At 69.6% G+C, this 19,232-nt stretch carries 17 protein-coding genes and 1 pseudogene; 11 read left to right on the top strand and 7 right to left on the bottom strand.

The window, feature by feature from the left end:
• The first annotated feature begins 193 nt into the window (after nucleotides 1-193).
• The gene (locus GFH49_RS17935) at nucleotides 194-1,027 is read left to right on the top strand and encodes an HAD family hydrolase (RefSeq protein WP_155056936.1); all 834 of its coding nucleotides are present in this window, start codon (nucleotides 194-196) and stop codon (nucleotides 1,025-1,027) included.
• Between the two features lie 432 nt (nucleotides 1,028-1,459).
• Here GFH49_RS17935 and GFH49_RS17930 read toward each other — a convergent pair whose 3' ends face one another.
• Nucleotides 1,460-2,284, bottom strand: a complete 825-nt coding sequence (locus tag GFH49_RS17930) for a Fic family protein (RefSeq protein WP_155056934.1) — start codon at nucleotides 2,282-2,284, stop codon at nucleotides 1,460-1,462.
• Nucleotides 2,285-2,385: 101 nt separating this feature from the next.
• On the opposite strand from GFH49_RS17930, the gene GFH49_RS17925 reads away from it, so the two are divergent.
• The gene (locus GFH49_RS17925; RefSeq protein WP_155056933.1) at nucleotides 2,386-3,366 is read left to right on the top strand and encodes an ATP-binding protein; all 981 of its coding nucleotides are present in this window, start codon (nucleotides 2,386-2,388) and stop codon (nucleotides 3,364-3,366) included.
• A 6-nt stretch (nucleotides 3,367-3,372) separates the two neighbouring features.
• On the opposite strand, the gene GFH49_RS17920 is transcribed toward GFH49_RS17925, so the two are convergent.
• Nucleotides 3,373-4,647 (bottom strand): polysaccharide deacetylase family protein, encoded by a 1,275-nt coding sequence (locus tag GFH49_RS17920; RefSeq protein WP_155056931.1) that lies wholly within the window; start codon nucleotides 4,645-4,647, stop codon nucleotides 3,373-3,375.
• A 336-nt stretch (nucleotides 4,648-4,983) separates the two neighbouring features.
• Between GFH49_RS17920 and GFH49_RS17915 the strand changes: the two genes are divergently transcribed.
• From GFH49_RS17915 to GFH49_RS40185, 6 genes are all read left to right on the top strand, one after another.
• Complete coding sequence (locus GFH49_RS17915; RefSeq protein ID WP_155056929.1) at nucleotides 4,984-7,365, top strand: bifunctional SulP family inorganic anion transporter/carbonic anhydrase; 2,382 nt, start codon at nucleotides 4,984-4,986, stop codon at nucleotides 7,363-7,365.
• A 224-nt stretch (nucleotides 7,366-7,589) separates the two neighbouring features.
• A complete protein-coding gene (acs, locus tag GFH49_RS17910) occupies nucleotides 7,590-9,545 on the top strand; it encodes an acetate--CoA ligase (RefSeq protein ID WP_155056927.1) in 1,956 nt (651 codons plus the stop codon).
• A 221-nt stretch (nucleotides 9,546-9,766) separates the two neighbouring features.
• Nucleotides 9,767-11,179, top strand: coding sequence for a Na+/H+ antiporter NhaA (nhaA, locus tag GFH49_RS17905; protein WP_155056925.1), 1,413 nt, complete (start codon nucleotides 9,767-9,769; stop codon nucleotides 11,177-11,179).
• Nucleotides 11,180-11,276: 97 nt separating this feature from the next.
• Nucleotides 11,277-11,765 (top strand): phage holin family protein, encoded by a 489-nt coding sequence (locus tag GFH49_RS17900; RefSeq protein ID WP_155056923.1) that lies wholly within the window; start codon nucleotides 11,277-11,279, stop codon nucleotides 11,763-11,765.
• Nucleotides 11,762-12,691, top strand: a complete 930-nt coding sequence (locus tag GFH49_RS17895) for an alpha/beta fold hydrolase (protein WP_155056921.1) — start codon at nucleotides 11,762-11,764, stop codon at nucleotides 12,689-12,691. The genes GFH49_RS17900 and GFH49_RS17895 overlap by 4 nt, the downstream gene beginning before the upstream one ends.
• A 233-nt stretch (nucleotides 12,692-12,924) precedes the next feature.
• Nucleotides 12,925-13,104: a hypothetical protein gene (locus tag GFH49_RS40185; protein WP_230396357.1), complete on the top strand. Its 180-nt coding sequence runs from the start codon at nucleotides 12,925-12,927 to the stop codon at nucleotides 13,102-13,104.
• A gap of 107 nt (nucleotides 13,105-13,211) precedes the next feature.
• On the opposite strand, the gene GFH49_RS17890 is transcribed toward GFH49_RS40185, so the two are convergent.
• The 3 genes from GFH49_RS17890 to nth all read right to left on the bottom strand — a co-directional run bounded on the left by GFH49_RS17890 (nucleotide 13,212) and on the right by nth (nucleotide 16,239).
• A complete protein-coding gene (locus GFH49_RS17890) occupies nucleotides 13,212-14,411 on the bottom strand; it encodes a MarP family serine protease (protein ID WP_155056919.1) in 1,200 nt (399 codons plus the stop codon).
• A gap of 123 nt (nucleotides 14,412-14,534) precedes the next feature.
• Entirely contained in the window at nucleotides 14,535-15,230 is a 696-nt protein-coding gene (locus GFH49_RS17885; RefSeq protein WP_155056917.1) for an NUDIX hydrolase, read from the bottom strand.
• 61 nt (nucleotides 15,231-15,291) lie between these two features.
• The gene (gene nth, locus GFH49_RS17880; RefSeq protein WP_155056916.1) at nucleotides 15,292-16,239 is read right to left on the bottom strand and encodes an endonuclease III; all 948 of its coding nucleotides are present in this window, start codon (nucleotides 16,237-16,239) and stop codon (nucleotides 15,292-15,294) included.
• Between the two features lie 273 nt (nucleotides 16,240-16,512).
• On the opposite strand from nth, the gene GFH49_RS17875 reads away from it, so the two are divergent.
• Nucleotides 16,513-17,187 (top strand): Crp/Fnr family transcriptional regulator, encoded by a 675-nt coding sequence (locus tag GFH49_RS17875; protein ID WP_155056914.1) that lies wholly within the window; start codon nucleotides 16,513-16,515, stop codon nucleotides 17,185-17,187.
• A 337-nt stretch (nucleotides 17,188-17,524) separates the two neighbouring features.
• On the opposite strand, the pseudogene GFH49_RS40180 reads toward GFH49_RS17875, so the two are convergent.
• Nucleotides 17,525-17,733: pseudogene (locus GFH49_RS40180) on the bottom strand (hypothetical protein); the annotation flags it as partial.
• Here GFH49_RS40180 and GFH49_RS41555 point away from each other — a divergent pair.
• Nucleotides 17,633-18,079 (top strand): hypothetical protein, encoded by a 447-nt coding sequence (locus tag GFH49_RS41555; protein WP_408055922.1) that lies wholly within the window; start codon nucleotides 17,633-17,635, stop codon nucleotides 18,077-18,079. The pseudogene GFH49_RS40180 and the gene GFH49_RS41555 sit on opposite strands and share 101 nt — an antisense overlap.
• Nucleotides 18,055-18,321 (top strand): hypothetical protein, encoded by a 267-nt coding sequence (locus tag GFH49_RS41550; RefSeq protein ID WP_408055921.1) that lies wholly within the window; start codon nucleotides 18,055-18,057, stop codon nucleotides 18,319-18,321. Before GFH49_RS41555 ends, GFH49_RS41550 begins: the two co-directional genes overlap by 25 nt.
• Here GFH49_RS41550 and GFH49_RS17855 read toward each other — a convergent pair.
• Nucleotides 18,314-19,144: an MBL fold metallo-hydrolase gene (locus tag GFH49_RS17855; RefSeq protein WP_155056912.1), complete on the bottom strand. Its 831-nt coding sequence runs from the start codon at nucleotides 19,142-19,144 to the stop codon at nucleotides 18,314-18,316. The two genes, GFH49_RS41550 and GFH49_RS17855, sit on opposite strands and share 8 nt — an antisense overlap.
• Nucleotides 19,145-19,232: the final 88 nt, after the last annotated feature.

Raw genomic sequence — 19,232 nt, 5'->3', positions numbered from 1 at the left:
GGAGGAAAACCCACCCGGACATGCGACGACCCCCGCCGGGGGGGAGAGCGGGGGTCGTCTCCACGGCCGACTCGGGGGGGGAGGAGCCGGACCGGGTTAGCACGGTCGCGAACGATCCGTGACTTCCATGGTGTACCCGAGAGCCCTCTCAGGCAAACCCACGCGCCCACCTTACGCCGAATGGGCTGCCCCTATGCTCAGGGTTGTGGAAAACCACTCCTTGCCCCGCACAGCGGCCTTCTTTGATCTGGACAAGACGGTCATTGCGAAGTCGAGCACGCTCACGTTCAGCAAGTCGTTCTACCAAGGCGGACTGATCAACCGCAGGGCGGCCTTGCGGACCGCATATGCCCAGTTCGTCTTCCTCGCGGGCGGCGCCGACCACGACCAGATGGAGCGGATGCGCAAGTACCTGTCCGCGATGTGCCGCGGCTGGAACGTCCAGCAGGTGAGGGAGATCGTGGCCGAGACCCTCCACGACCTGATCGACCCGATCATCTACGACGAAGCCGCCTCCCTCATCGAGGAGCATCACAGCGCAGGGCGGGACGTGGTGATCGTGTCCACGTCGGGTGCCGAGGTGGTCGGGCCCATCGGCGATCTGCTCGGCGCGGACCGGGTGGTCGCGACCCGCATGGTCGTGGGCGAGGACGGTTGCTTCACCGGAGAGGTGGAGTACTACGCCTACGGTCCGACGAAGGCCGAGGCGGTCAGGGAGCTGGCCGAATCCGAGGGATACGACCTCTCACGCTGCTTCGCCTACAGCGACTCGGCGACCGATCTGCCGATGCTTCAGACGGTCGGTCATCCCCATGCCGTGAACCCGGACCGCACATTGCGCCGTGAAGCACTCGCGCGCGGGTGGCCGATTCTGGACTTCCACCGCCCGGTACGGCTCAAGCAGCGGATGCCCGCCCTCTCCGTGCCGTCGCGTCCGGCGCTCGTCGCGGCAACCGCCATAGGGGCCGCGGCAGCCACCGCGGGCCTCGTCTGGTACACCAGCCGACGTCGGTCCACCGTGACCTGACCTGCTCCGTTGCCGCCACGCGCGCGTACTTCGAAATATCGGTGACTGTTTAGTACACCTTTGAACGTAAAAGTAAAGAAGTACAGCCACCACTTCCGCTTGCCCGGGCCCTGGAGTACAAAGGAGTCAACGGCCCGCGAGACCAAGGACATCCGAGAGGATCACCTTAATAACGCATTTGGCCCCACGGACCGAGCATGGACACCGGGCACCCACGCGACGTCGACCCGTCGATTACGGGCCAGCCGCACCAGGCGACGGGCGAAGTTCCCGACCTGATGGGCAATATATCGAGGACGCTTGGTAACCCGGTGGACATGCCAGCGGCGGTACGAGTTCTCGTACCGCCGCAACCCCGCAAGCCCCTCCAGGGGCTTTTTTCATGCGCCTTTTCTCACTGAATCCTTACTGGGCCAGCCCACGGCTCGCTCGCTACGCCGCCCCGCGCTGCAAGGCCTCGCACACCGCCGTCGACTCGCGCGCCCCCAGTTCGACCGCCCTGGCGCAGTGGGCGATCCAGGCGGCCATGCCCGCCGGAGTGCCGGAGACATAGCCGTCGAGCGCTGCCAGATAGGCCGCGCGGCCCAGTTCTGCGTGGCCGACCTCCGCCGGACAGACCGACTTCGGGTCGAGGCCACTGCCGACCAGGACGATGCGCGCGGCCGTGCGCGCGACCAGGCCGTTGCGGGAGGTGAAGGGCCGTAGCGCGTGGAGTTCCCCGTGCACGACCGCGGCCATCACCAGTGCGGGTGCGGAACTCCCCGCGATGATCAGCGCGGACAGGCCGTCCAGCCGTCCCGAAACGTCCGCCGCGCTCGGCAGCGGCAGTTCGACCAGCGGCTCGTCGACCGGCTCGCCCTCCTGACGGGGCCTCCCGACCGCGTCGGAGTCGCCCGCCGCCGCCACCAGATGCAGCCGGGCCAGCACCCGCAGGGGTGACTGCCGCCAGACGGACAGGAGTTGGCCCGCCTCGGCGGTCAGCCTGAGGGCCGCGCCCATCGTGCGGGAGTCGTCGTCACCGCTGAAGTCGGTGCGCCGGCGCACCTCTTCGAGGGCCCAGTCGGCACCGGACAGCGCAGCCGAGCCGCGGGCGCCACGCAACGCCGCCTCGGAGGTGATCTCGTTGCTGCGACGCCGCATGATCCGGTGGCCGTAGACACGGTCCACGGCCTTGCGTACGGACTCCACGGACTCGGCCACTCCGGGCAGCGCGCCCAGGGCCGCGAGCGGATCGGCGGTCGCACCTGTCGTACTCATGACTACGACACTAGCCACACCCGGCGCGCACCCCACGATGGAGTGGTCTTCTTCACGCCCGTCTGCCACCTACAGCTATCGCCGCACTACTCTTCGTGAACATGAAAATTGCTTTCGTCGGGAAGGGCGGCAGCGGCAAGACGACGCTGTCCTCCCTGTTCATCCGCCATCTCGCCGCCGACGGCGTACCGGTCGTCGCGGTCGACGCGGACATCAACCAGCACCTGGGGGTCGCGCTCGGCCTGGACGAGACGGAGGCGGCCGAGCTGCCCGCGATGGGCGACCGGCTGCCGATGATCAAGGATTACCTGCGCGGCACCAACCCCCGCATCACCTCCGCCAGGACGATGACCAAGACGACACCGCCCGGAGAGGGCTCACGGCTGCTGCGGGTCCGCGAGAACAATCCGGTGTACGACGCCTGTGCCCGGCCGGTGGAACTCGACGGCGGCGCCGTCCGTTTGATGGTCACGGGCCCCTTCACCGACGCCGACCTGGGGGTCGCCTGCTACCACTCCAAGACCGGAGCGGTGGAGCTGTGTCTGAATCACCTGGTGGACGGCCGCGACGAGTATGTCGTGGTCGACATGACGGCGGGCTCGGACTCCTTCGCCTCCGGACTCTTCACCCGCTTCGACATCACGTTCCTCGTCGCCGAACCGACCCGGAGGGGGGTCTCCGTCTATCGCCAGTACAAGGAGTACGCCGCCGACTTCGGGGTCGTCCTGCAGGTCGTCGGCAACAAGGTGCACGGCCAGGAGGACCTCGACTTCCTTCGCGCCGAAGTCGGGGACGACCTGCTGGTGTCGGTGGGGCACTCGGACTGGGTGCGGGCCATGGAGAAGGGCCGGCCACCCCGGTTCGAGTTCCTGGAGGACGCGAGCCGCCGCGCCCTGCGCCTGCTGCGGGCAGCCGTCGACGCGACGTACGAGCTGCGGGACTGGGAGCGCTATACGCGCCAGATGGCGCACTTCCATCTGAAGAACGCCGAGTCCTGGGGCAATGCACGCCTCGGGGCCGACCTGGCCGCGCAGATCGACCCCGGATTCGTGCTCGGCGAGGGTGTCGGCACCCCCGCGTGACGGCTCCTACCGCTGGTCCGCCGACCCGCCGGGCACGCCCTTCGGGGCCGGGGCCGGGCGGCCGGACAGGAAGGACGCCCAGCCCTGCTTCGGGGCCTCGCCGACCTTCAGGGTGCGCAGCTTGCGCAGCGTCATGGGGTCCTGGGCGTCCAGCCAGTCGGCCAGCTGCCGGAAGGAGACACAGCGCACCTCGGACCTGGTGCACACCTCCTCGATGACCTCCTCGACGGCCCGCATGTAGGTGCCCCCGTTCCAGGACTCGAAGTGGTTGCCGATGATCAGGGGCGCGCGGTTGCCGTCGTAGGCCCGGTAGAAGCCCTTGAGCAGTCCGTCCCGCATCTGGTCGCCCCAGTATTCGTACTTGTCCGGGTCGCCCTGGCTGGTGGTGCCGGACTGGTTGACCATGAAGTTGTAGTCCATGGTGAGCTGTTCGTAGGTGTGCCCGGGGAACGGCACGAGTTGCATGGACAGGTCCCACAGACCGAGCTTCTTCTCCGGCCAGACCTGGTCGTTGACGCCGCTGGTGTCATAGCGGAAGCCCAAGTCGTGGGCCGCCTTCATGAAGTTCTCCTGGCCTTCCAGACAGGGCGTGCGGGCACCGATGAGTTCCTTGTCGTAGTCGAAGGGCAGCGGGGCCGCCTTTCTCATGCCGGTGTTGGTCTTCCAGGACTTCACGAATCGTTTCGCCTGGGCGATCTCGTCCTTCCACTCCTCGACCGACCACTCACCGACCCCGCCACTGCTGCCGCAGAAATGGCCATTGAAGTGGGTGCCGATCTCATTGCCCTCCAACCACGCCAGGCGCAGCTGCTTCGCGGTGTCGGCGATGCCGCGGTCGTCGTTGAAGCCGATGTCGGAGCGGCCGGGCGAGTGCTTCGGCGGTCGGTAGAGGTCGCGCTTCTCCTCGGGCAGCATGTAGACGCCGCTGAGGAAGTACGTCATCGTCGCGTCGTTCTTCTTGGCGACCTTGCGGAAGTGGGAGAACAGCCTCTGGCTGTCCTCACCGGCGCCGTCCCAGGAGAACACGACGAACTGCGGGGGTTTCTGACCGGGCTTCAGGCGTTCGGGTCTGGGCAGATGCGGCTGGGCTCCGGTGTACGAAGTGGAGCCGTCGCCGATCAGACGGACCACGCTCTTGGGTGCCGTCACGGCCTTCTGCGGGCCGGGTGCCCCTTGTTCTGCGCCCTGGGAGCCGTTGTCCCCCGCCGTGCAACCGGCGAGGGATGCGGCACAGGCCGCGGCGGCGACGGCGCCGGCGGCGATCCTCTGGGTGGCGGCCATACTCCGCCCACCTTTCCTTCTCTCAGGCCAACGCTGATGAGTCGATCTCGGGTGATGTGCCGGGAAGGGCCGACAGTGGCGCCAAGGTCGCATGGGATAGAGAAGGAATTAATACGACAAGCCGATAAAAAGCCCGGATCATTCATAAGGGTGATGCATTAGCCCATTTGCTCGAAAAGTCTATGCCCACCCTTTACTCTCCATTACGATCCATTTACCGAACGTTGATTCATCCCGCCACTGCACGCCGTGACCCACGGCCGCGACCCGACCCCCCGCCACCGAGCGGAGGACCACCAGATCCGCGACCGCGCTGCCCCGGAGGAGACGGGAACCATGTCAGCCTGCGTCCCCACCAGCACCACCGAGCCCTCTCGGCCCGACCACCAGCCCCACACTCCCCCGCCGTCCCGCCGCCACCGCTTCCGTATCGCGGGCGCCGACGTGTCGGCCTCGATCGCGGTCTTCCTGATCGCTCTGCCCCTCTCCCTCGGCATCGCCCTCGCCACCGGCGCACCGCTCCAGGCCGGCCTCGTCGCCGCCGCCGTCGGCGGAATCGTCGCCGGATGGCTCGGCGGCGCCCCGCTCCAGGTCAGCGGCCCCGCGGCCGGCCTGACGGTGGTCACCGCCGATCTCATCCAGCGGTACGGCTGGCGCACGACCTGCGCCATCACCGTCCTGGCCGGTCTCGCCCAACTCGGCCTGGGCTTCCTGCGGGTGGCGCGCAGCGCGCTCGCCGTGAGTCCCGCCATCGTGCACGGCATGCTGGCCGGCATCGGCGCCACCATCGCCGTCGCCCAGCTGCACATCGTCCTCGGCGGCACCCCGCACAGCTCGGTCGTCGACAATGTGCGCGAACTGCCCGCCCAATTGGCCGCCGTGCACCCGGCCGCCCTGTCGGTGAGCGCGCTCACCCTGGCGCTGCTGCTGCTCTGGCCGCGGATCCCCGGCCGGACCGGCGCGCTCCTGCGCAGGGTTCCCGCCGCGCTCGTCGCGGTCGCCGGAGCCACCGCCACCGCCTCGTTCGCCGGACTGACCCTGCCCAAGGTCGACCTGCCCTCCTGGCGCAGTCATGCCCTGGCCGGACTTCCCGAGGGACCGGTGCTCGGCCTGACCGCCGCCGTGCTCACCACCACGCTGGTGTGCAGCGTGCAGTCGCTGCTCGGCGCGGTCGCCGTGGACAAGCTGGTGGCCTCCCGCCTCGGTCCGGTCGCCGCTCCCGGTCCCACCGCCCGCATCGTCCGCTCCGACCTGGACCGCGAACTGCTCGGGCAGGGCGCCGCCAATCTCGTCTCCGGCACGCTCGGCGGGCTCCCCGTCGCGGGTGTGGCCGTACGCAGCGCGGCGAATGTCCAATCCGGTGCCGTGAGCCGGAACTCCACGATGTTGCACGGCGTTCTCGTAGTAGTCGCCGCGCTGCTGATGGTCCCGATCCTGGAGTTCATCCCGCTCGCCTCGCTCGCCGCCCTGGTGATGGCCGTCGGCATCCAGATGGTGTCCCTGCACCACATCCGCACGGTGACTCGCCACCGAGAAGTGCTGGTGTACGCCGTCACCACACTCGGCGTGGTGCTCCTCGGCGTCCTGGAGGGCGTGGCGCTGGGGATCGCCGTGGCCGTCGCCGTCGCCCTGCACCGCCTGACCCGCACCCGTATCACGCACGAGGAGAAGGAAGGAGTCCATCACGTCCATGTACGAGGGCAGTTGACGTTCCTCGCGGTGCCGCGGCTCAGCCGTGCCCTGCATCTCGTGCCCGAAGGGGCCCATGTCGTCGTCGAGTTGGACGGCTCCTTCATGGACCACGCGGCGTACGAGTCACTGCAGGACTGGCAGAACTCACACACCGCGCACGGCGGCACAGCCGAGGTGAGCGGCCGTCGCACCGGGGTCCGGATCGCCGAGCCCGTCGGCATCGGTACCGGTGAGCACGCCGGCTGCCGTTGCCGCCCCTGGACACCGTGGCGCAACCACCAGTGCGAACTCCCGCAGTCCGCGGCCACCCCCGACCGACACCCGACCGGACTCGCCGAAACAGCGGAGATCGGGTCCAGCGGACATGAACTGGCCCGTGGCATCGACGCGTTCCACCGCAACACCGCGCCCCTGATGCGCGGCGAGCTGGCCCGGCTGGCGCGCGAGGGGCAGCAGCCGGCTCAGCTCTTCCTCACCTGCGCCGACTCACGGCTGGTCACGTCGATGATCACCTCCAGTGGTCCGGGCGATCTGTTCGTGGTGCGCAATGTGGGCAACCTCGTGCCGCCCCCCGGGGTGGAGAGCGGGGACGACTCGGTGGCGGCCGCGATCGAGTACGCGGTGGAGGTGCTGAACGTACGGTCCATCACGGTGTGCGGGCACTCCGGGTGCGGAGCCATGCAGGCGCTGTTGAACTCCGAGTCCGGTGGCGTCCAGACGCCGCTCAAGCGGTGGCTGCGGCACGGGGTACCCAGCCTGGAGCGCATGGCCGACGACAGCCGGCCCTGGGCCCGGCTGGCCGGACGCCGGCCCGCCGACGCGGTCGAGCAGCTCTGCCTGACCAATGTGGTGCAGCAGTTGGAGCACCTGCGGGCCCACGAGTCGGTGACCCGTGCCCTGCGCGAGGGCTCGCTGGAGCTGCACGGGATGTACTTCCACGTGGGCGAGGCGCAGGCGTACCTGCTCGCCGAGGCGGACGAGGGCGGGGTGTTCGGCTGGGTGGGGGCGGCGGACGTGTTGGCGTGACCAAGGCGGACGTGTCGGCGTGACCAAGGATGTGAGAGGCGTTACACCAGCTGAACTCCCCGGCCCCGCCGTCCGTGGGAAGGAATGACCCCTGCCGCCGGAAGGCCTCGGCGGGCCCGGCCGACAGGTCTAAACCAATTTTCGGTCGACCCTTGTCATCCGGCCCCCCGGTCTGATGAGCTGTGGCCTGGGACACAACGGACACCCTGGGAAAGGGAGATGTCGTGAGCAACGAAAGCCTGGCCAACCTCTTGAAAGAGGAGCGACGCTTCGCGCCGCCCGCTGACCTGGCCTCGAACGCCAACGTCACGGCGGAGGCGTACGAACAGGCCAAGGCTGACCGGCTCGGCTTCTGGGCCGCGCAGGCCCGGCGGCTGACCTGGGCCAAGGAACCGGCCGAGACACTGGACTGGTCGAACCCGCCGTTCGCCAAGTGGTTCAAGGACGGCGAGCTGAACGTCGCGTACAACTGCGTCGACCGGCATGTGGAGGCGGGTCACGGCGATCGCGTCGCCATCCACTTCGAGGGCGAGCCCGGCGACAGCCGCGCCATCACCTACGCCGAACTGAAGGACGAGGTCTCCAAGGCCGCGGGCGCCCTGCTGGAGCTGGGTGTGCGCAACGGCGACCGGGTCGCGGTCTACATGCCGATGATCCCCGAGACCGCGATCGCGATGCTGGCGTGCGCCCGGATCGGCGCCGCGCACTCCGTGGTCTTCGGCGGCTTCTCGGCCGACGCGCTCGCGACCCGTATCCAGGACGCGGACGCCAAGGTCGTCATCACGTCCGACGGCGGCTACCGGCGCGGCAAGCCGGCCGCGCTCAAGCCGGCCGTCGACGAGGCCGTCGCCAAGGCGGGAAACGTGGAGCATGTGCTCGTGGTCCGCCGTACCGGCCAGGAGGTCGCCTGGAACGACGCGTCGGACGTGTGGTGGCACGAGATCGTCGACCGGCAGTCCGCCGAGCACACGCCGGAAGCCTTCGAGGCCGAGCAGCCGCTGTTCATCCTCTACACGTCCGGTACGACCGGTAAGCCGAAGGGCATCCTGCACACCTCGGGCGGCTATCTCACCCAGGCCGCGTACACCCACCACGCCGTCTTCGACCTCAAGCCGGAGACGGACGTGTACTGGTGCACCGCCGATGTCGGCTGGGTCACCGGCCACTCGTACATCGTCTACGGTCCGCTGGCCAACGGCGCTACCCAGGTGATGTACGAGGGCACGCCGGACACCCCGCACCAGGGGCGGTTCTGGGAGATCGTGCAGAAGTACGGGGTGACGATCCTGTACACGGCGCCGACCGCGATCCGTACGTTCATGAAGTGGGGCGACGACATCCCCGCGAAGTTCGACCTGAGCAGTCTGCGGGTCCTCGGGTCCGTCGGTGAGCCCATCAATCCCGAGGCCTGGATCTGGTACCGCAAGCACATCGGGGCCGACCGGACGCCGATCGTGGACACCTGGTGGCAGACCGAGACCGGCGCGATGATGATCTCGCCGCTGCCGGGAGTCACGGAGACCAAGCCGGGTTCCGCGCAGGTGCCGCTGCCCGGTATCTCCGCGACCGTCGTCGACGACGAGGCGAACGAGGTGCCGAACGGCGGCGGTGGCTACCTGGTGCTCACCGAGCCGTGGCCGTCGATGCTGCGCACCATCTGGGGTGACGACCAGAGGTTCCTCGACACGTACTGGTCGCGGTTCGAGGGCAAGTACTTCGCCGGTGACGGGGCGAAGAAGGACGACGACGGCGACATCTGGCTGCTCGGGCGCGTGGATGACGTGATGCTCGTCTCCGGGCACAACATCTCCACCACCGAGGTCGAGTCGGCGCTCGTCTCGCACTCCTCCGTCGCCGAGGCGGCCGTCGTCGGTGCGGCCGACGAGACGACCGGTCAGGCCATCGTCGCCTTCGTGATCCTGCGCGGCACGGCGGCGGAGACCGAGAACCTCGTCGCCGACCTGCGCGATCACGTCGGCGTCACCCTCGGCCCCATCGCCAAGCCGAAGCGGATCCTGCCGGTCGCGGAGCTGCCGAAGACCCGCTCCGGCAAGATCATGCGCCGCCTGCTGCGGGACGTGGCGGAGAACCGTCAGCTCGGCGATGTCACCACGCTGACGGACTCGACCGTCATGGACCTCATCCAGGCGAAGCTTCCGGCGGCGCCGAGCGAGGACTGAGCAAGGGCAAGGGCTGCGCGAGGACTGAGAACGGCCCTCAGGGGTACCCGGCGGCAAGCGCGCCGGGTACCCCTTTTGCACTTAACGTGAAGATCCCTGACGAGCCCGGCCGCATCTTAGGTAAACTAAGCAAAGCGTCAAGAACGTCACAACGAATCAAGGTGCGCCGGGAAGTCTGGTCGGCATGTGTTCCGTACTGCCCACCGACCGGAGGTCTCCTCGTGGCCGCGCCCGCCCGCACCAGGGAAAACGCCAGCACCCGCAAGGTCTTCGGACGGCTGTCCCTGCCCGAGCGAACCTTCGTGGCGGACGCACTGCGCGCCGAGACCGTCGGCGGGGTGCTGCTGCTCCTCGCCGCGATCGCCGCGCTGGTCTGGGCGAACATACCCGCGCTGCACGACGGCTACGAGAGCGTCAGCCACTACCACCTCGGCCCCGAGGCACTGGGCCTGAACCTGTCGATCGCGCACTGGGCGGCCGACGGGCTCCTCGCGATCTTCTTCTTCGTCGCCGGTATCGAGCTCAAGCGTGAGCTGGTCGCCGGTGATCTGCGCGACCCCAAGGCCGCCGTACTGCCCGTCGTCGCGGCCCTGTGCGGGATGGCCGTACCGGCGCTCGTCTACACCCTCACCAACGTCACCGGCGGCGGCTCGCTGGAGGGCTGGGCCGTGCCCACCGCCACCGACATCGCCTTCGCGCTGGCGGTGCTCGCGGTCATCGGTACGTCCCTGCCCAGCGCCCTGCGCGCCTTCCTGCTCACCCTCGCCGTCGTCGACGACCTGTTCGCGATCCTGATCATCGCGCTCTTCTTCACCGACACCATCGACTTCGCCGCACTCGGCGGCGCCGTAGTCGGCCTGCTCGTCTTCTGGCTGCTGCTGCGCAGGGGCGTACGCGGCTGGTACATCTACGTCCCGCTCGCCCTTGTCGTCTGGGCGCTGATGTACAACAGCGGCGTCCACGCCACGATCGCGGGCGTCGCGATGGGCCTGATGCTGCGCTGCCACCGCCACGAGGGCGAGGACCACTCCCCCGGCGAGCACATCGAGCACCTCGTACGTCCGCTGTCGGCGGGCCTCGCCGTGCCGCTGTTCGCGCTGTTCAGCGCCGGTGTCTCCGTTTCGGGGGGCGCCCTGGGCGACGTATTCACCAAGCCGGAGACGCTGGGCGTGGTCCTGGGTCTGGTCGTGGGCAAGACGCTCGGCATCTTCGGGGGTACGTGGCTGACGGCACGCTTCACGAAGGCGTCGCTCAGCGACGACCTCGCCTGGCCCGACGTGTTCGCGGTGGCGTCGCTGGCCGGCATCGGGTTCACCGTCTCGCTGCTGATCGGCGAGCTCGCCTTCGACGGCGACGCGGCGCTGACCGACGAGATCAAGGCCGCGGTGCTGCTGGGCTCCATCATCTCGGCGGGTTTCGCGAGCGTCCTGCTGAAGATGCGGAACGCCAAGTACCGCAAGATGTGCGAGGACGAGGAGCGCGACGACGACCTCGACGGCATCCCGGACATCTACGAGGAGGACGACCCGGCGTACCACCTGCGGATGGCCGGCATCTACGAGCGCAAGGCCGCCGAGCACCGCCGGATCGCCGAGCTGATGACCGCGGAGAACGGCACAGGCATGCCGAAGTGACGGGCGGGCAGGCGACGGAGACGACGGTCCGGCATGATCTGACGGGACGGTACAAAATGACCGTCGAAACGAAGTCAGGCAGAAGAGGGAGACCGCGATGAGCGCACCCGACGGCAGCCCGGTCGGCGCCGAACGCAGCATCGGCCAGCTGTTCGCCTCGGCGACCACCGAGATGTCCGCGCTGGTGCACGACGAGATCGCGCTGGCCAAGGCGCAGCTCAAGCAGGACGTCAGGCGCGGGGCGATGAGCGGCGGCGCGTTCACGGTGGCGGCCGGCGTGCTGGTGTTCTCCCTGCCGATGCTGAACTTCGCCCTGGCGTACGGCATCCGGACCTGGAGCGACTGGAACCTCGCGATCTGCTTCCTGCTGTCCTTCGCGGCGAACGTGCTGATCGCGCTCGTCCTGGCGCTGATCGGCGTCGTGTTCGCGAAGAAGGCCAGGAAGGGCAAGGGCCCGCAGAAGGTCGCCGCATCCGTCAAGGAGACGGCGGGCGTCCTGCAGAAGGCCAAGCCGCACCCGCGCGCCGAGCTGCCGCAGGACCGGGTCCCGGAGGCCATCGAGGCTGTGGCACGCTCGTCGTCATGACGGACCCTGCGGCACAGCCCGCCTCTGTCGTACGGCCGGATGGTCCCTGGACACACAGGGACGTGGCCGCCAATGGTGCGCGCTTCCACATCGCCGAGATGGGCGAGGGGCCGCTGGTGCTCTTGCTGCACGGCTTCCCCCAGTTCTGGTGGACCTGGCGGCACCAGCTGGTCGCCCTCGCCGACGCCGGGTTCCGGGCCGTCGCGATGGACCTGCGGGGCGTCGGCGGCAGCGACCGTACGCCCCGGGGTTACGACCCGGGCAACCTCGCCCTCGACATCACGGGCGTCGTACGCTCCCTCGGTGAGCCGGACGCCGCGCTCGTCGGGCACGACCTGGGCGGCTACATGGCGTGGACGGCGGCCGCGATGCGCCCGAAGCTCGTGCGGCGGCTCGCGGTCACCTCGATGCCGCATCCGCGGCGCTGGCGGGCCGCCATGCTCTCCGACGTCAGGCAGACGGCCGCGGGCTCGTACATCTGGGGGTTCCAGCGGCCGTGGATCCCGGAACGGCAGCTCGTCGCGGACGACGCGGCGCTCGTCGCCCGGCTGATGCGGGACTGGTCGGGGCCGAGCCTGCCGGACGACAAGGCGGTGGACACGTACCGCCGGGCCATGTGCATCCCGTCGACCGCGCACTGCTCGATCGAGCCGTACCGGTGGCTGGTGCGCTCTCTCGCCCGCCTGGACGGCATCCAGTTCAACCGGCGGATGAAGCGGCCCGTGCGGGTGCCGACGCTCCACCTCCACGGCTCTCTGGACCCGGTGATGCGCACCCGCAGCGCGGCCGGCTCCGGGGAGTACGTCGAAGCGCCGTACCGCTGGCGGCTGTTCGACGGGCTCGGGCACTTCCCGCACGAGGAGGATCCGGTCGCTTTCTCGACCGAGCTCATCAGCTGGCTGAAGGATCCCGAACCCGATCGGTGAGCGTTCGATGACCTCGACGGTGAGCGTTCGATGACCTCGACGGTGAGCGTTCGATGACCTCGACGGTGAGCGTTCGGTGGTCGCGATCGGTGACCTTTCGGTGGCCCTGTCGGCGCGTGCCGTCCCGCCCGTCTGAAACAGTCGTCCTACGAACTGCCAAATGCCCGGCGCATAGGCCAATTGGGGGGCGTGGGGGCGGTTATCGACCTTGGGGCAGGGGCAGACGTCCGGGTATGGGCTGGACGCACGACTACAGTGACGCAGCACGCAATCGACGCTCGGGCAATGCCCTGAGCTCTCACCAGCGAGGCACCCCGCAACTGCCGGGCAGTGATCTCCGGGTGGGCATCCCGCACATCCTGCGCCGCCGGGCCCGCTGGGTCTCCGTACGGCTGCGCCACGCTCGCGACTAAGGCCCATCAAAGGCCCACATCGAGCCCCGTATCGACGCCGGGTCTCGCATCGACGCTGAGCGCCGTATCGACACCGGGTCTCGCATCGACGCTGGGCTTCGTACGGCCTACAGGGCGCAGCTGTCGCTGTCCACCCGCTGGTTCGCGGTGCGCCCCTTGGTGATGTCCTCCTGGATCTCGTCCGCGGTGAGCGCGTACCCCGTCTCGGCGTCGTCGAGGGACTTGGCGAAGACCACGCCGTACACCTGGCCTTCGGGTGTGAGCAGCGGGCCGCCGGAGTTGCCCTGGCGGACGGTCGCGTAGAGGGAGTAGACGTCGCGGCTGACGGTGCCGCGGTGGTAGATGTCCGCGCCGCTGGCCGTGATGCGCCCGCGCACCCGCGCGGACCGCACGTCGTAGGCCCCGTTCTCCGGGAAGCCGGCGACGATCGCGCTGTCCCCGCTGCTCGCGTCCTCGGTGGCGAATTCGAGCGCCGGAGCGTCCAGATCCGGTACGTCGAGTACGGCGATGTCGCGCTCCCAGTCGTAGAGGACGACCATCGCGTCGTACCTCCTGCCCTCGCCGCCTATCTGGATGGTGGGCTCGTCGACGCCGCCGACGACATGCGCGTTGGTCATGACGCGGCGGTCGGCGAAGACGAAGCCGGTGCCTTCGAGGACCTTGCCGCAACTCTCGGCGGTGCCCATGACCTTGACGATGGAGCCCTGGGCGCGGGCGGCGACGGCACTGCCCGCGAGGGCCGGGTCCGGGGGCGCGACCTCCTTGATCGGCTCGTTCGAGAACGGGCTGAAGACCTGCGGGAAGCCGTTCTGCGCGAGGACCGAGGTGAAGTCCTTGAACCAGGTGTCGGCCTGGGTGGGCAGCGCCTCCGACACCCCCAGCAACACCTTGGAGTCGCGGACCTCCTTGCCCAGCGTGGGCAGCGTGGTCTGCGCGAGGGCGGAGCCGATGAGCCATGCGACCAGGAGCATCGCCACGACGTTGACGAGCGCGCCGCCGGTCGCGTCCAGGGCGCGGGCCGGGGACCAGGTGATGTACCGGCGCAGCTTGTTGCCGAGGTGGGTGGTGAGCGCCTGGCCGACGGAGGCGCAGACGATGACGACGACGACCGCGACGACGGCGGCGGTGGTGCCGACCTCGGAGTTGTCGGTGAGTGCGTCCCAGATGACGGGCAGCACATAGACCGCGACGAGACCGCCGCCCAGGAAGCCGATCACCGACAGGATGCCGACGACGAAGCCCTGGCGATAGCCGACGATCGCGAACCACACGGCGGCGAGCAGCAACAGGATGTCCAGCACGTTCACCGCTTCTGGCCTCGCCTCATCACTTCGCGGTCCCCCCAGTCGGCCACGGGGGCCCACCCTGCCGCGCGGCGGCGATCGAACACAGCGCTCCCCCGGAGTAGACACAGCACGGCGCCCACCTTGTCATGAGCGCCAGTCGAGCGGGACCTGCTTCTCGCGGTCCCATGGTCGCTCCCAGCCCGCGTAATGCAGCAGGCGGTCGATGACTCCCGCCGTGAAACCCCACACCAGGGCCGATTCGACCAGAAATGCCGGACCTCGATGGCCGCTGGGATGAACGGTGGTGGCGCGATTGGCGGGATCCGTGAGATCCACCACGGGAACGGTGAAGACCCGCGCGGTCTCGTTCGGATCGACCACGCCGACCGGGCTCGGCTCACGCCACCAGCCCAGCACCGGGGTCACGACGAAGCCGCTGACCGGGATGTACAGCTTGGGCAGCACCCCGAAGAGCTGGACGCCGCCCGGATCGAGGCCGGTCTCCTCCTCGGCCTCGCGGAGAGCGGCCCGCAGCGGCCCGTCGGCCTTCGGATCGCCGTCCTCGGGGTCGAGGGCACCGCCCGGGAAGGACGGTTGCCCGGCGTGCGAGCGCAGCGAACTCGCCCGCTCCATCAGCAGCAGCTCGGGACCGTGCTCGCCCTCACCGAACAGGATCAGCACGGCGGACTGCCGCCCCGCGCCGTTCTCCGGCGGCAGGAAGCGGCTCAGCTGGAGTGGCTGGACCGTCTCCACCGCGTGCACCACCGGAGCGAGCCAGCCGGGCAGGCCCTCCTTGCTGAGCGCCACTCGGCCGCCCTGTGTATCGCTGGCACGCGTCATCGCCACCCCCGTCGTACTGCACCGCCCAACGCGGGCCGGCACCTGGATCGTTCCTGTGGAGTCATCCGGCCCCCAGCGGCGGCGCAGGCTTGCCGCCCGCGTCCAGATACGCCTGCGGAGGCTTCAGACGCTGGCCCGGGAATCCGCCCTTCTCGTACTTGAGCAGCTTCGTCGCCTTCTCCGGGTCCGTCTCGCCCTCGCCGTACGCCGGACAGAGCGGGGCGATGGGGCAGGCGCCGCAGGCGGGCTTGCGGGCGTGGCAGATGCGCCGGCCGTGGAAGATCACGTAGTGCGAGAGCATCGTCCAGTCGCTCTTGGGGAAGAGCGCGGCGACGGCGGCCTCGATCTTGTCCGGTTCGGTCTCGGCCGTCCACCGCCAGCGCCGCACCAGCCGCTGGAAGTGCGTGTCCACGGTGAGGCCGGGTCGGCCGAAGGCGTTGCCGAGTACGACGAACGCGGTCTTGCGGCCCACGCCGGGCAGCTTGACGAGGTCTTCGAGCCTGCCGGGGACCTCGCCGCCGAAGTCCGCCGCGAGGGCCTTCGACAGCCCTATCACCGACTTGGTCTTGGCCCGGAAGAAGCCGGTCGGGCGGAGGATCTCCTCGACCTCCTCGGGGTTGGCGGCGGCCAGGTCCTCGGGGGTCGGGTACTTGGCGAAGAGCGCCGGGGTGGTCTGGTTGACCCGCAGGTCGGTGGTCTGGGCGGACAGCACCGTGGCCACCAGCAGCTGGAAGGGGTTCTCGAAGTCCAGCTCGGGGTGGGCGTACGGGTAGACCTCGGCGAGCTCGCGGTTGATACGGCGGGCTCGGCGGACGAGGGCTGTGCGGGACTCGTCCTTCGGGGGCTTCGTGGCCTTCGAGCGGGTATTCAGGGGCTTGGCCTGCTTCGACGCGACGGCTTGCACCGCGGCCTTCTTCACCGGGGCCTTCTTCACCGCGGCCTTCTTTTTCGCAGGCTCCTTTGTCGCTTTTGTCGCTTTCTTTCCGCCGGTGGCGACCTGTTCGCCCACAGCAGAATCCCGACGTACAACCACCCGTCCAGCCCCCTTGGCCTGTGCTCTCACCGGCGATTTGGACACCCGGCCAGCCTAAAGCCCGGCACTGACATCCGCCCCGGACCCTGGAGATCGGCCCCCGATTGGACCCCTGCCGCGTACCTCGGCACACCTGTGCGGCATCCTTGTGACAGATCACACTGTTTGGACCGTCCGGCAAAATGGGGAACACGGTCCCCTGGTACGCGGGGGAATGATCCCCTGAGCAGGTCGACAAGGAGAGAACTCGTGGACGACGTTCTGCGGCGCAACCCGCTCTTCGCGGCGCTCGATGACGAGCAGTCCGCGGAGCTGCGCGCCTCCATGAGTGAGGTGACCCTCGCACGTGGCGACTCCCTGTTCCACGAGGGCGACCCGGGCGACCGGCTCTACGTGGTCACCGAGGGCAAGGTCAAGCTCCACCGCACCTCGCCCGACGGCCGCGAGAACATGCTGGCCGTCGTCGGCCCCGGCGAGCTCATCGGCGAACTGTCCCTCTTCGACCCGGGCCCGCGCACGGCGACCGCCACCGCGCTGACCGAGGTCAAGCTGCTGGGCCTGGGCCACGGCGACCTCCAGCCCTGGCTGAACGCCCGCCCCGAGGTGGCCACCGCGCTGCTGCGCGCCGTCGCCCGCCGGCTGCGCAAGACCAACGACCAGATGTCCGACCTGGTCTTCTCCGACGTCCCCGGCCGTGTCGCGCGCGCTCTGCTGGATCTCTCCCGCCGCTTCGGCGTGCAGTCCGAAGAGGGCATCCACGTCGTCCACGACCTCACGCAGGAGGAGCTGGCCCAGCTGGTCGGCGCGTCCCGCGAGACGGTCAACAAGGCGCTGGCCGACTTCGCGCAGCGCGGATGGCTCCGCCTTGAGGCACGCGCGGTGATCCTGCTGGACGTGGAGCGGCTCGCCAAGCGCTCGCGGTAGCCACGTCGTTGCCGACGCCGATCACCAGCACCGGCGGCTCAGTCAGGGCACAGTGACCCATGGCCGGAACCGTCCCCGTTTCCGTTCTCGTTCCCGCTCCCGTTCCCGTTCCCCGCAGAGGGCTCGACTCCCACGGTTTCATCGAGCGTGAGGGCTCTCTCGGGCGGGTCCCACCCGCCTTCCGCCCCGTCGTCGCCGCCACCCGGGACCGCGTGCTGGATCTCTTCGGGGCGCGGCTGGACAGCGCGTACCTCTGCGGATCGATTCCGCGGGGCACCGCGCGCGTGGGGCGCAGCGATCTGGATCTGCTCGCCGCGCTGCGCGAGGAGCCCGGGGCGATGCCGATCGCCCCGGCCACGAGCGCCAGGATCCGCGGATCGCCGTCCTTGGCGGCGATCGCCGCGTCGGTGACGCCGTCGAGCTCGCGTACGACGACGGCAGATAGATGAAGACGGCGACCGCGACCAGTACGAGCGAGATCACCGCGGAGATGAAGAACCCGCGATTGACCGCCGTCATCCCGCTGCGGTCGGACCGGGAGGGTGCGCGGACGCTGGGTGAGGCGGTCGACAAGGAGTTCCCGCAGGTCGACGGGGTCGGGAGCCTGCTTGGTCAGCCGCGCACAGGTGCTGGGCGAAGCGGAGCGGAGCGGTACGACCTGGGGTGGTTCGTCGCCTGTCTGCGCACCCCGCTGCTCGGCGGGGATCTCGCCGAGTACCTGCCGCGCTACCGTCCCGACTCGCTGCTCGCCCGCGAGACAGACGGTAACCTCGCGGTGCTGCTCCCCCGCCGGCGCGAGCGGATCGCCGCGGCCGGCTCCGCCGACGAGGCGCCCGCCGCCTCGTACGCCTCCTGTCCCGCCGCCTCGTGCGCACCGGATTCACGCTGGTGATGCCGCGCTGGAACGGCTGGACCAGCGATCTGGTGGCAATGGCCGAGGAGTTCGCCGCGTACCACCCCGCGCGCGGGGAGCAGATGCGCGCGGCTGCCGTCCTCGGGTACCGGCCGACCGGCGACCCCGCCGCCCTCACCTCATACGTCGACGACCTGGGCCCGTGGCTCACCGGGGAGTACGCGCGCGTGCACGGCGTCAAGGCCGCCCGGCCCCACTCCCAGACCTCTGGGCCTAGATGAGGCCGTGCTCCTCCAGGTAGTCCAGCTGGGCCCGTACCGACAGCTCCGCCGCGGGCCACAGGGACCGGTCCACGTCCGCGTAGACATGGGCGACGACCTCCGGCGGCGTGCGGTAGCCGTCCTCCACGGCCGTCTCGATCTGGGCGAGGCGGTGGGCGCGGTGGGCAAGGTAGAACTCGACGGCGCCCTGGGCGTCCTCCAGGACCGGTCCATGGCCCGGCAGGACGGTGTGGACGCCGTCGTCGACGGTGAGGGACCTGAGCCGTCGCAGGGAGTCCAGGTAGTCGCCCAGGCGGCCGTCGGGATGGGCCACGACCGTCGTACCGCGGCCCAGGATCGTGTCGCCGGTCAGGACCGCCCGGTCGGCCGGGAGATGGAAGCACAGGGAGTCCGAGGTATGCCCCGGCGTCGGTACGACCCTCAGCTCCAGGCCGCCCACGGTGACCACGTCGCCGGCGGCCAGCCCCTCGTCGCCGAGCCGTAGCGCGGGGTCTATGGCGCGCACCTTCGTGCCCGTCAGTCCGGCGAAGCGCGCGGCGCCCTCGGCGTGGTCGGGGTGACCGTGCGTCAGCAGGGTCAGGGCGATGCGCCTGCCGGCCTTCTCGGCGGTGTCGAGGACGTTGCGCAGATGGCTCTCGTCCAGGGGGCCGGGGTCGATCACGACGGCCAGTTCGGAGTCGGGCTCCGACAGGATCCACGTGTTCGTGCCGTCCAGGGTCATCGCGGACGCGTTGGGCGCAAGGACATTGACGGCCCGTGGGGTGGCGGGGCCCGAGAGGGCCCCGCCCCTCGGCTGGCCGGGCAGGGCGGCTGCGTCCGTCATACGAGGGGATCCTCCGGGGCGTACGGGGCGTACGGGGCGACGGTCCGGGTCGTGCGGGCGTACGGGGCGACGGTCCGGGTCGTGCGGG

The organism is Streptomyces blattellae (genome assembly GCF_009709555.1).
Lineage (GTDB): Bacteria > Actinomycetota > Actinomycetes > Streptomycetales > Streptomycetaceae > Streptomyces > Streptomyces blattellae.
Note: the sequence above shows the minus strand (reverse complement) of the source record. Positions and strands in the feature narration are given on the sequence as shown.